The organism is Flavobacterium sp. CECT 9288, from assembly GCF_918731615.1.
In the GTDB taxonomy this organism is placed as follows: domain Bacteria; phylum Bacteroidota; class Bacteroidia; order Flavobacteriales; family Flavobacteriaceae; genus Flavobacterium.
On the sequence record NZ_OU957226.1, the window covers coordinates 1119262 to 1132530 of the forward strand.

9 protein-coding genes are annotated in these 13269 nt (G+C 31.5%); 3 read left to right on the forward strand and 6 right to left on the reverse strand.

Annotated elements, in window-relative coordinates; translation table 11 throughout:
• Nucleotides 1–3: 3 nt before the first annotated feature.
• The 6 genes from LQ189_RS04960 to tsaD all read right to left on the reverse strand — a co-directional run bounded on the left by LQ189_RS04960 (nt 4) and on the right by tsaD (nt 6171).
• Entirely contained in the window at nt 4–1182 is a 1179-nt protein-coding gene (locus LQ189_RS04960; RefSeq protein ID WP_230154692.1) for a class I SAM-dependent methyltransferase, read from the reverse strand.
• 2 nt (nt 1183–1184) lie between these two features.
• The gene (locus tag LQ189_RS04965; protein ID WP_230154693.1) at nt 1185–2276 is read right to left on the reverse strand and encodes an AI-2E family transporter; all 1092 of its coding nucleotides are present in this window, start codon (nt 2274–2276) and stop codon (nt 1185–1187) included.
• Between the two features lie 75 nt (nt 2277–2351).
• Nucleotides 2352–3299 (reverse strand): zinc metalloprotease, encoded by a 948-nt coding sequence (locus LQ189_RS04970; RefSeq protein ID WP_230154694.1) that lies wholly within the window; start codon nt 3297–3299, stop codon nt 2352–2354.
• Nucleotides 3300–3784: 485 nt separating this feature from the next.
• Nucleotides 3785–4423 (reverse strand): DUF4159 domain-containing protein, encoded by a 639-nt coding sequence (locus LQ189_RS04975; RefSeq protein WP_230154696.1) that lies wholly within the window; start codon nt 4421–4423, stop codon nt 3785–3787.
• 10 nt (nt 4424–4433) lie between these two features.
• On the reverse strand, nt 4434–5141 hold the full coding sequence (locus LQ189_RS04980; protein ID WP_230154698.1) for a 16S rRNA (uracil(1498)-N(3))-methyltransferase: 708 nt from the start codon (nt 5139–5141) through the stop codon (nt 4434–4436).
• A 7-nt stretch (nt 5142–5148) separates the two neighbouring features.
• On the reverse strand, nt 5149–6171 hold the full coding sequence (gene tsaD, locus LQ189_RS04985; RefSeq protein WP_230158632.1) for a tRNA (adenosine(37)-N6)-threonylcarbamoyltransferase complex transferase subunit TsaD: 1023 nt from the start codon (nt 6169–6171) through the stop codon (nt 5149–5151).
• Between the two features lie 222 nt (nt 6172–6393).
• Between tsaD and LQ189_RS04990 the strand changes: the two genes are divergently transcribed.
• The 3 genes from LQ189_RS04990 to gap all read left to right on the forward strand — a co-directional run bounded on the left by LQ189_RS04990 (nt 6394) and on the right by gap (nt 13173).
• Nucleotides 6394–10800, forward strand: a complete 4407-nt coding sequence (locus tag LQ189_RS04990; protein ID WP_230158633.1) for a translocation/assembly module TamB domain-containing protein — start codon at nt 6394–6396, stop codon at nt 10798–10800.
• A 309-nt stretch (nt 10801–11109) separates the two neighbouring features.
• Complete coding sequence (pfkA, locus tag LQ189_RS04995; protein WP_086454612.1) at nt 11110–12096, forward strand: 6-phosphofructokinase; 987 nt, start codon at nt 11110–11112, stop codon at nt 12094–12096.
• A 72-nt stretch (nt 12097–12168) separates the two neighbouring features.
• The gene (gene gap / locus LQ189_RS05000; protein WP_230154699.1) at nt 12169–13173 is read left to right on the forward strand and encodes a type I glyceraldehyde-3-phosphate dehydrogenase; all 1005 of its coding nucleotides are present in this window, start codon (nt 12169–12171) and stop codon (nt 13171–13173) included.
• The last annotated feature ends 96 nt before the right edge of the window (nt 13174–13269 follow it).

Below are 13269 nucleotides of genomic sequence, written 5' to 3' on the forward strand. Positions count from 1 at the left end.
CAATTATATTTTGTCGCAAAGTAAAACAATTTTGTCATTATTTTCATCAATTGTAAAAAAACAATAGGTGTCTCCACCATCTTTAATTTTCCATTTTTTTCTGATTTTTTCTACTGTATCTGGAAAGTTTCGAATTGTTATGTTGGCTTTTTTATTTTCGAGTTGTATTTTCATTTCGTTTTTTGAGTATGGAAATGACTTTCTTATGTGAAACGTTCTCCCTGGAAAAGGAATTTGTTCATTTGATGTGTATAAATGGGAATGTTTATGCAGTTTGTTCACTTTGTAATAAGCACTAACAGCATCAAATCCTCCAGATTTCATTATGGCACTATTTGCTTCGTAAAGGTATTTTTGAGGTTCACTGTAAGTTGCAATTTGGCTATTATCGTTCCAAACAAAATCAAAGTTTTCGATTTCATTTTTGTTTAAGTTGACTGATTTTATCGTGGTAGCTCCGGAGTATTCTTTATGCAATTCCCATAGGAGTTCTTTTACCTCATTTTCTAAAGCAATGATATGAATATTTTTAACGAATTTAAGTTCTGACAGTCCAGCGGTAATATCCAGTAAAGGTGCTGTTTTTATCAAAATTGAATTGGTTTTTTTAAAGTAAAAATCTAAGTTTTCAGGAACATTTGGCAAACAATCCTTTAGCATAAAAACTTTGCCTTTAGCATCATTTCTTCTGGAGGGGTCAATGTATATCCAGTCCCAATTTTTGTTTATGTTTTTAAGCGTTTCATTACTATCTCCAGAGTAGCAGGTTATGGAATTACAATTGAGTTGATTGAAATTGTGTTTTGCTATTTGAGATAATTCGGTATTAATTTCACAATGAGCTACATCTTTAAAGGTTTTTGAGAAATAATAGTCATCAACACCAAAACCGCCTGTGAGATCAATAAGTGATGTTCCATGGATTAGCGATGCTTTGTAGGCTGCCGTTTTTTCTGAAGATGTTTGTTCTACAGAAATTTTACTTGGGTAATACATTAAAGCGGTAGAAAACCAAGTAGGTAATTTATCCTTGGCTTTAGCCTTAGCTTCGATTTGGTTAATAATTTGAATCCAATCAACTGAATCAAACGGATTTTTTTGTAAGGCAAGCTGTGCTATATTTTTATCCAAATTATTGTTTATAAACAATTGGATATCAGAATCTAGTATTTTTGAGTTCAACGTTAAATATCTTTTGTTAACAGCATGATAATTTTATTTTCTGGAAAAAACTCTTTTCCTATGACTTTGATAATCGTGTAAATGGGCACAGCGATTACCATTCCTAAAATTCCAGAAAGGAATCCGGCAATAAGGATAACTAGAAAAATTTCAAGGGGATGTGAGCTTACACTTTTTGAAAAAATTAGCGGTTGTGATACATTGTTATCTATTACTTGTACGATCCAAAAACCTATGAGTACATAAATTGTTACTGGTAGTATTTCTGTTTGAAAATTACTTCCTAAATTGCTTAGCATAGTTAAGATTGCTGCCAAAACAGATGCAATTAAAGGACCAACATACGGAATGATATTAAGCACTGCACACAAGAACGCAATAACAACGGCATTAGGAACACCAAAAATTAATAGAACAATTACGTACAATAAAAAGACAATAAATAGCTGTAATAGTAGCCCTATAAAATATCTTGATAGTAACCCATTTATTTTATCAAATGAATTTAACACTTGTTCTTCATGGCTGATAGGAATTATTTTTTTTACTCCAATGATGAACATCAAACGATCTTTTAAGAAGAAAAAAGTGATGAATAATACCGAACCTAATCCTACTCCAAAACTACTTATGGTATTTAAAATTGAATTAAGAAAATTAGGAATGAAGTTAAAATTTAACTTAGAAGTGATATTTGATTCCTTTAGTAATTTAGCAGAGTCGATATTATGATCGTTTAAAAAAATACTAATTTGATCAATTAAAAGAATAATATCTTTTTCAATTTGGGCAGTATTTAATAATGAAAGGTTTGCGCCTTGAGAAACAATCAAAGGAATAAACATCATAATTAAGCCTGATAAAATTCCAATAAATAAAAGTAAAGTTAGTATTGTAGCAACAAGATGATTGAACTTTAGTTTATGTTTTAAAAAATTTAAAATAGGATTGCCAATCAGGGTTAATATCAAGGAAATAATGATATATATTATTATGGACTGAATTTGGTAAACAAAAAAGAGTAGTAAACCACAGCAGATTACAGTAAATAGGGCTCTTAAAATACCGTTTGAAATAATTTTTGAGGTAATCATAATTTATATTTAAATTGTAAATATAAAAAAACTCGCTAACAAGTAGCGAGTTTTAAATATTAATTAGGGCTGGAATTATATTCCGAAGCTTCTTCTTGCTCCGCCAGAAACGAATAAAGCAGCCATTCTAGCTTTTTGTCCATTACTAAACATGAACATTCCTCTATCATCAGTGTAGTCCATGTAGTTCATGTACATTTCTAAAGGAGTACCTGTACAAGTACTTCTGTGTCCTGCTGCAGGAACACCATAATTAGGCTCATTGTGAGTAGGTGTGTCAGAAACTAAGTCGCTTCCACATGTTGCATCTCCCCAAATGTGACGTAAGTTCAACCAGTGTCCTACTTCATGAGTAGCAGTTCTTCCTAAGTTAAAAGGAGCAGTTACTGTTCCAGTAGATCCAAATGCATTGTTATCCATAACAACACCATCAGTTGCTGAAGCACCTCCAGGAAATTGAGCATAACCTAATACTCCACCACTTAAATTACATGACCACATGTTTAAAACAGTAGTAGGCGTTGTAGGTGCTATTCCAGTTGATGCTCTTTTCATAGCATCATTTGTAGTAAAAGATGTTGCTGTTGTAGCTTTTCTAACTACGTTTTGTAATACAAATGAAATTCCAACATTAGCTTTAACTCCAGCAAAGGCTGTTGGAACTTGATTAAAGTCAGAATTCAAAGCGTTGAAATCTCTGTTTAACACATCAATTTGAGATTGAATTTGCGCTAATGAAATGTTTTCTGCTGCTGTTCTATAAACTACGTTTACAACAACTGGAATTTCTATTTTACCATTCACTAATCTTCCGTTAGTCATGGCGTTTTTAGTAAATTCTTCAATTTTGTTCATTCTTAGTGCAAGACTAGGATCTGCTTTCATTTGAGCAGCTAAAACTTCTTGAGAAGCACAACCTCTTCTAAGAGTTGCTGAAGCTTCAGGAGCGTTAGTTTCTGTGGTGTCATTTTGACAAGAAAAAAGCATCATAAATGCTAAAGCAGGTAACATAATTTTTTTCATAATACGTTTGTTAAATATTGATAGTTTTGGTTAATTATTTAACAATTTTATAACATTATTTTGTAAAAAAAAAAATATTTCAAAAAAATATTTCAAAAAAAATCTTAATCCTTTGTTTTACAAGGGTTCGTATATTTTAATTTTTTTTTTAAATCATGAATTTTCTGATATAGCAGCCTTTGAAAAATGCGAAAAATCAATGTCAATCTAAGAATACCAAAGTAATTTAGGAAGTAAAATATCATATTGTTTGAATATTCATTAATTTAATAAGAAATATCTAATTCTGTTATTTAGAAAGTATGGAATTAGGGGAGCTTTTTTACACAAAAAAGTTCTTGTTGTCTTATAGACTGTGCAGCAAGTATATAAAGGAGTGTTTTTTATTTATAGATACACAATAGGCATCTAAATTAAGATAGATACTTAAATTAGATGCCTATTATGAATTCCATGTATTTTTACCCTAATTAATAAAAATAGGATTAATTGTTAAAAATATAATTAATGATATTTGCACCCATTTTTAGTGCTTTATCACGTACTTCTTTAGGGTCATTGTTTACTTCTGGGTCTTCCCAACCGTCACCTAAGTCACTTTCGTAGGTGTAGAGTAAAACTAGTTTGTTTTCTATAAAAATTCCAAAAGCTTGTGGTCTTTTGCCGTCATGCTCATGAATTTTGGGTAGTCCATTTGGGAAAGCAAATGGTTTTTGAAAAATGGGATGTGTTGCAGGTATTTCTACCAAATTTGTATTTGGAAAAATTTTCTTTATTTCTTTTTTAATGTATTGATCCATACCGTAGTTATCATCAATATGTAAAAAACCACCTGCTACTAAATAATTTCTAAGATTAATAATTTCGGTATCATTAAAAACTACATTGCCATGCCCCGTTAAATGAATATAAGGATATGATAATAAATCAGGGCTTGATGTTTCAACAGTAGCTGGTTTTTGTTTAATGCGGGTATTGATTGTGCTGTTGCAAAATTTAATTAAGTTAGGCAATGAAGTAGGATTTGAATACCAATCTCCGCCACCACTGTATTTTACTAATGCAATTTCCTGCGCAAATAAGCTGGAGCTAAAAAGGATTATGAAATAAAAAAAATGTTTCATAGAATTGATTTTAGTTTTCATTTGTGAAAATAACACTGTGACAGGCAACAATTGCAGCAGTTTCAGTTCTTAATCGTGTTTCGCCTAGCATCACAGGAGTGTATTCATTTTCGAGTGCTAGTTGTATTTCTTTTTCTGAAAAATCTCCTTCTGGACCTATCAAAATGGTATAGTCTAGGTTTTTTTGTAAGATATTTTTCAATGATTTTTTTTCAGTTTCCTCGCAATGTGCTATGATTTTTACACCAGAAGGATTGAGTTTTATAAAATCTTTAAAAGATACAGCATCATTTATTTTGGGTAAAAAAACAGCGTTTGATTGTTTCATAGCAGTTAACACTATTTTTTCAAAACGTTCTTTATTAATGTTTTTTCGTTCTGATCGATCACAAAACACAGGTGTGATTTCATGAACTCCAATTTCGGTTGCTTTTTCAAGGAACCATTCATAACGGTCGTTCATTTTGGTAGGAGCAACTGCAAGATGAAGTTTAAAAGTTGAAGGTGCTATTTGTATCAACGAAATAATATCAACAGTGCATTTATTGTCTGATGCTAATGTTATTTGTGTTGTAAATAATAAACCATTACCATTAGTAACATGAAGAATATCTGCATCTTTCTTGCGTAAAACTTTTATTATGTGTTTGCTTTCTTCTTTGTCAAATGAAAAATTTTGAGTGTTTTCATCTATTGTAGGGTTGTAAAATAATTGCATAGTTTTTTTAAAATTGTATTCTAGCTTTTGAAACTACATTTGAGTTTTCAAATGTTTGTGATAAATATTTTTGATATCCTACAATTCCTATCATTGCAGCGTTATCGGTTGTGTATTCAAATTTTGGTATATAGGTTTTCCAACCGTATTTTTTTTCGGTTTCCTTTAAAGTAGTCCTTATGCCGGAGTTTGCAGATACGCCGCCTCCAATTGCAATTTGTTTAATACCTGTTTCTTTTACAGCAAGCTTTATTTTATCCATTAAAATTTCTATAATAGTATGCTGTATTGATGCGCAAATATCATTTAGGTTTTCCGTTACAAAATTTGGATTTTCGGCTGTTCTCTTTTGAATAAAATAGAGAATTGCAGTCTTTAATCCTGAAAAACTAAAATCTAATCCAGCGACCTTAGGCTTAGTAAATGGAAATGCTTTTGGATTACCTAGTTGAGCATATTTGTCTATTAAAGGACCGCCAGGATAGGGAAGTCCAAGGATTTTGGCACTTTTATCAAATGCTTCGCCTACAGCATCATCAGTGGTTTCGCCAATTATGGTCATGGTAAAATAATCTTCTACCTTTATAATTTGAGTATGGCCTCCACTTATAGTTAATGCTAAAAATGGAAAGCTTGGTTTTTCAAATCCTTCTTCATCAATAAAATGCGCTAAAACATGAGCTTGCATGTGATTTATTGCAAGAAGCGGAATGTTTAAGGCTAGAGCCAATGATTTTGCAAAAGAGCTTCCTACCAGCAAGGAGCCCATAAGGCCAGGACCTTGTGTGAATGCAATTGCAGATAGCTGTTCTTTTTGTATATTTGCTTTTTTAAGTGCAGCATCTACTACAGGAACAATGTTTTGTTGATGAGCTCTAGAGGCAAGTTCAGGAACAACACCCCCGTATTGATTGTGAATAAGTTGGTTTGCTACAACATTTGATAGTACTTTGTCGTTTTTTAAAACTGCAGCGGCGGTATCATCGCAAGAACTTTCTATTGCAAGTATAAAAACCTCAGGATTTTGCATAAATGGGTATGAATTTTGAGTTACAATTTGTACGTGTTGTACGGATAACATTTGTAATTTTCAAAATTAGAGAATTTTTAGCAAAGGAAGTTGTGTTTGCAAAAGCAAAATTAAATTTTAAATGAATAAATTCAATTAAGTATCAAAAAAGTAATTAAAATAGTTTTTCGGGTGTTGCTTGGGCTAGTAGTATTGCTGCTTATTGCAGGTATTGCTCTTACAATGCCTGCCGTGCAAACTCGCATTGCACGTTATTTTACAGATACTGTAAATAAAGATTTTGGTACTAATATAAATGTTGAAGGTGTTTCAATTTCTGTTTTTGGAGGCGTTAAATTTAAAAATGTCCTAATAAGAGACCATCGAAAGGATACTTTGATATATTCTGAGCGCATTGCTACCACCATTCTTGAAGGCAAAAAAATGCTAAATGGAGATCTTATTTTTGATAATCTGGATGTATACGGACTACTTTTTAACTTAAAAACATATAAGGGAGAAAAAGAGACCAATATAGATAAATTCATTAATTCATTTGAAACTGGAAAAAGTTCCAATCGAAAATTTTTAATGAAAGCCAATACTTTACAAATTTATGATGGAAGGTTTATATTAATTGATGAAAACAGAGAAATCCCAAAAGATGTAGATTTTACAAAATTGAATGCATCGGTTACTGATTTTTTAATTTTTGGACCAGAAGTTTCTACCAGTATTAATAAGATGTCCTTTCTAGATTTTAGAGGATTGTATGTTAAAAATTTGAAATCGAAATTTTCATATTCCAAAAAAAATATCAAACTTGAAAAACTAGATTTGCAAACTAAGGAATCCTCACTCAAAGGAGAAGTTGTTCTTAAGTACAAAATTGAAGATTTTTCTAATTTTAATGATAAAGTAGTGTTTGATATTCAACTTGATGCAGCATCTATTGCATCTAATGATATTCGGCATTTTTACAAAGAATTAGGTAAAAACCAGCATTTCAATTTAAAATCAAAGATCAAGGGAACGCTGAATGATTTGCAGTTTTATAAGTTGAATTTAATTGATGATCGAAAAACACAGTTAATAGGAGATATCAATTTCAAGAATTTATTTGCTAGAAAAGGACAACAATTTTCAATGTTTTCTAAGTTTGATAAATTAACTTCTACTTATGAGGATTTAGTGGTTATTTTGCCCAACATTTTAGGCAATAAACTGCCTACTTCTCTGCAAAAATTAGGACGTTTTACAACTGAAGGTACAGCATCTGTTACAACAACAGCCGTTGAAGCTGATTTTTCTATGATGACAGCTTTAGGGAAGGTAACTTCAGATTTATACATTAATAATATCAATGAAATTGATAAAGCTTCCTACATTGGTACTGTAATCTTAGAAGATTTTGATCTAGGGAATATGATTGATCAGAAAGATTTAGGAAAAGTTTCTCTTGATATTAACGTTGATGGTCAAGGGTTTAATCAAAAATATTTGAACACTGCGTTGAATGGTCAAGTTAGCCAAATAGAGTTTAAAGGTTATAATTATACAAATATTACTTTAAACGGTAATCTTGCGAGTCCTAATTACATTGGAGACATCCAGATTGATGATCCTAATTTGAAAATGACTTTTGATGGCGCTTTAGATTTAAGTAAAAAAGATAGTAAATATGATTTTCAAATTAATGTAATCAATGCCGATTTGAAAAAATTGAAATTGATGAATGATCCTGTTTCTGTTTTCAAAGGTGATGTTGAAGTACAAGCATCTGGGAATTCAATAGAAAATTTTGAGGGAACTGTTTTTATCAATAAAACATCTTATAAAAACGCTAAGGACACTTATGTCTTTAATGATTTTACGATCAATTCAACTTTTGACGATAATAAAGTAAGGACTATAACTGTGAATTCTCCGGATATTGTTCAAGGAGAGATTGTTGGTAGGTATGAATTCAATCAATTGCAAAATTTAGTAAAGAACTCGTTAGGAAGTTTATACACTAATTTTAAACCCTTAAAAGTAAAACAAGGACAGTTTTTGAACTTTAATTTTTCTATCTACAATAAAATTATTGAGATTTTTTATCCGGATATTGCCATAGGAGCCAATACAATTGTTAAAGGAAATATCAGTTCAGATGATCATGAATTTAAATTAGATTTCAATTCTCCACAAATAACAGCTTCAAATATCACCTTTGATAATATTAAAGTGGCTGTTGATAATAAAAACCCGCTTTATAACGCATATGTGGAGCTTGATAGTATTAAAACAAAATATTATAAAATAAGAGATTTTAGTTTGATCAATGTGACACACAAGGATACCTTATTTTTTAGATCCGAGTTCAAAGGCGGTCCCAAAGCAGAAGATTATTATAATCTCAACTTGTATCATACTATCAACAAGGACAATAATAATGTTGTAGGTATCAGTAAATCTGAAGTCAAGTTTAAAGATTATTTGTGGTTTTTAAACGAAAATGAAACACCTGATAATCAGATTGTTTTTGATAAATCTTTGGAGAATTTTGATATAGATAGGCTGGTGCTCTCCCATGAAAATCAGTCTATAGCATTGGATGGAAATCTAAAAGGAAGTGATTTTAAGGATTTGAAATTAAGTTTTAAAGATGTCAACTTAAACCAAATCACCCCCACAAACAATAAACTAGTTGTACAAGGAAATATAAATGGTGAAATAGATTTTAAACAAAATAAAAACATTTACCAGCCAACAGCTTCAATAGTCATTGATAAATTAAACGTTAACAAAACAGATTTGGGTGTTTTGAAATTTGATGTTGAAGGTGATGAAACTTTCAAAAAATTCACCATCAACTCAAACTTAGAAAACGAAAATTTAGAAGCATTTAATGCCAACGGTAATTTTGAAATTGTCAATAAAGAAACCATTTTAGACTTAAAATTAAAATTTGATAAGTTTAATATTGCAACACTTAACTCTCTTGGTGGTGATGTTTTATCCAATATAAGAGGTTTTGTAGGTGGTAATGCAACTATTGAGGGTAACTTGCAAAATCCTACTATTAACGGAAGATTATTTTTGGACAAAGCAGGTTTGACAATTCCATATCTTAACGTGGACTATGGTTTGAGTGACAAAACGATCATAGATTTGACAAATGAAAAGTTTTTATTTAGAAACAATACCTTGACAGATACTAAATATGGTACCATAGGAAATTTAAATGGGTATATAGGACACAATAATTTCTCGGATTGGAAATTAGACTTGGCTATAAATTCAAAAAGATTAGTAGCATTAGATACAAAAGATAGCGAAGATGCTGCTTACTACGGAACTGCTTTTATTGATGGTAGCGCAACAATTAAAGGACCTACCAATAGTTTATTTATAAAAGTTGATGCCAAATCAGAAAAAGGTACAGCTGTAAAAATCCCTATTAATAATGCCGAAAGTGTAAGTGATAATGTATTTATTCATTTTGTAACAGAAAAAGAAAAATACAACATTAAAAACGGGATTGTTGAAAACACACGAAATTACAACGGTTTAGAACTTGAATTTGATTTTGACATTACGCCAGATGCTGAGGTTGAAGTGATACTGGATCGAAATACAGGTCATGGTATGAAAGGTAAAGGTTTTGGGTCTTTGCTATTTAAAATTAATACCCTTGGTAAATTTAACATGTGGGGAGATTTCCAGGCATATGAAGGAACTTACAATTTTAAATATGGAGGACTTATTGATAAAAAGTTTGCAGTAAAAAAAGGTGGATCAATAACATGGGAAGGGAATCCTATGAAGGCACAACTAAACCTCGAAGCTATTTACAAAACAACTGCAAATCCAGCAGTTTTATTAGATAATGCCTCTTTTAATTCTAAAGTTCCAGTAGAGGTTGTAATAGGTGTGCGTGGAGATTTAACGAGTCCTGAGCCAGATTTTAATATCGAATTCCCTACGGTAAGTAATGTTTTAAAATCTGAAATTCAGTATAAATTAAATGATAAAGATGTAAGACAAACTCAAGCTTTGTATTTGCTGTCATCAGGAGGTTTTTTAAGTCCTGAAGGAGTAAATCAATCTGATTTTTCAGGAAGTTTGTTTGAAACGGCTTCCAGTATTTTGGGCGGAATCATTCGTTCTGATGATGAAAAGTTCAAGGTTGGTCTTAACTTTATTGGAGCCGATAGGCGATTAGGAAAAGAAACTGATGGTAGATTTGTTGCTACCATATCATCTAAAATAAATGATCGTATTACAATAAATGGCAAGTTAGGAGTTCCTTTTGGAGGAATTAATGAGTCTGCAATTGTAGGCGATGTTGAGGTGCTGTATCGTGTAAACGAAGATGGTACATTAAATTTGAGAATTTTTAATAAAGAAAATGACATCAATTTTGTAGGTCAGGGTATAGGGTATACTCAAGGTCTTGGGGTGTCTTATGAAGTAGATTTTGATACTTTCAAAGAGTTGGTAAATAAAATATTCAAGAATTTAAAGATTGAAAAAGTAGGCAATACAATGTCACCTGATCAAGATTCAGAGATGGCTCCAGATTTTATTGATTTTTCTAAATCCAAGAAAAAAACTCCAGAACCTATTAAGAAAAATCAAGAGGGTATTCTACCAGAGGAGTATTAAACAAAAAATTATACTTTAAAATTATTCTTTACTGCAACTGCTTATTTTGTTCCAGCAGGAGTTTAAATTATTCGAATTTCATTAGAAATATCTGAATTACAATCCTTTATTATATTTAGTGTCAAAACGTTAATATTTTACTAAAAGTGAATAAATTTCCACTTTTAGTAATTAATAGCGTAATTTAATTGTGTTCTAAAAAAACTTATCAACGAAAACGTTTGAATTTAAGACAGTCTTTTAATTAATAAAAAACACTGTCTTATAAGTGGTTAATGTTTGTTAGTTTTACACTTTAATATTATGAAAATGCCAAAAACAATTAAAAAAGTAGGTGTTCTTACCTCTGGTGGAGACTCCCCAGGAATGAATGCAGCAATTCGATCTGTAGTTAGAACTTGCGCTTACCATAACATAGAATGTATCGGGATTTATAGAGGGTACCAAGGTATGATTGAAGGCGACTTTAAAGATATGGGACCTCGTAGTGTAAACAATATTGTAAATAAAGGAGGGACCATATTAAAATCTGCACGTTCCCTAGAATTTAAAACTCCAGAAGGTAGAAAAAAGGCACATGAAAATTTAACAAAAGCAGGTATAGATGCACTGGTTGTAATAGGAGGCGATGGAACTTTTACGGGAGGATTACTGTTTAATTCAGAATTTAATTTTCCTGTAATGGGGATTCCAGGAACTATTGATAATGACATATTCGGTACCAGCCATACTTTAGGTTATGATACAGCGCTTAATACAGTTGTAGATGTTATTGATAAAATAAGAGATACAGCAAGTTCACACAACCGCTTGTTTTTTGTTGAGGTGATGGGTAGAGATGCGGGGCATATTGCTTTAAATGCTGGTATAGGTGCTGGAGCAGAAGAGATATTGATTCCTGAAGAAGATTTGGGACTAGATAGATTACTCGAATCGTTACAAAAAAGTAAGGCTTCTGGAAAATCATCAAGTATAGTTGTTATTGCTGAAGGTGATAAAATTGGTAAAAATGTATTTGAGCTTAAGGATTACGTAGAGGCTAATTTACCAGAATATGATGTTCGTGTATCTGTTTTAGGTCATATGCAGCGTGGAGGATCCCCTTCTTGTTTTGATAGAGTTCTAGCAAGTAGGTTAGGTGTGAAAGCTGTTGAATCGTTGCTAGAAGGCAAGTCGAGTTATATGGTAGGGTTGCAAAATGATCAAGTAACATTGACGCCTTTAGAGCAAGCTATTAAAGGAGAATCCATGATTGATAGAGAATTATTAAGAGTATCAGACATTATGTCGACATAGTTAATTAAAGTTTATTGTGAGGAAATTAGACTTTAGGTAGAAAAGAAAAATAAACAAAAAAATTAAATTAAAATGTCAAAAGTAAAATTAGGAATTAACGGATTTGGTAGAATTGGAAGAATCGTTTTTAGAGAAACTTTTAATAGAGATAATGTAGAGGTAGTAGCAATAAACGATTTATTAGATGTAGATCACTTAGCTTATTTATTAAAATATGATTCAGTTCACGGTCGTTTTGACGGAACTGTTGAAGTAAAAGAAGGAAAATTATACGTAAACGGAAAAAATATCCGCATTAGTGCCGAGAGAAATCCAGCTGATTTGAAATGGAATGAGGTAGATGTTGATGTAGTTGCTGAATGCACAGGTATTTTTACAACTATAGAAACTGCTAGTGAGCATATTAAAGGAGGTGCTAAAAAAGTTATTATTTCTGCTCCATCTGCAGATGCACCAATGTTTGTAATGGGAGTAAATCATGAAACTGCAAAAGCATCAGATTTAGTAGTTTCTAATGCATCTTGTACCACAAATTGCCTTGCACCATTAGCTAAAGTAATTCATGATAATTTCGGAATTGTAGAGGCGTTAATGACAACTGTTCATGCTACCACTTCAACTCAAATGACAGCAGATGGTCCATCAAAAAAAGACTGGAGAGGCGGACGTGCTGCAAGTGTTAACATTATTCCATCTTCTACGGGCGCTGCAAAAGCAGTAGGAAAAGTTATCCCTGAATTGAATGGAAAATTAACTGGTATGGCTTTTCGTGTTCCTACTGTTGATGTATCTGCAGTAGATTTAACAGTGAAAGTTGCTAAAGAAACTTCTTATGAAGAGATTATGGCAGTTTTAAAAAATGCTTCTGAGACCACTATGAAAGGAATATTAGGCTATACTGAAGACGCTGTAGTATCTCAAGATTTTATTTCTGATAAAAGAACTTCAATTGTAGATGCAACTGCTGGAATTGGATTGAATTCCACTTTTTTCAAAATAGTTTCTTGGTATGACAATGAATATGGTTATTCTAGTAAGTTAATTGATTTATCTGTGCATATTGCTGGGTTAAAATAATTCTTTATATATTTACAAATCCCGTTATCATGCTGTAACGGGATTTTATTTTTTGTTGCTTTGGTATAGAAATTAAAAGACTATGACTTTTTATTA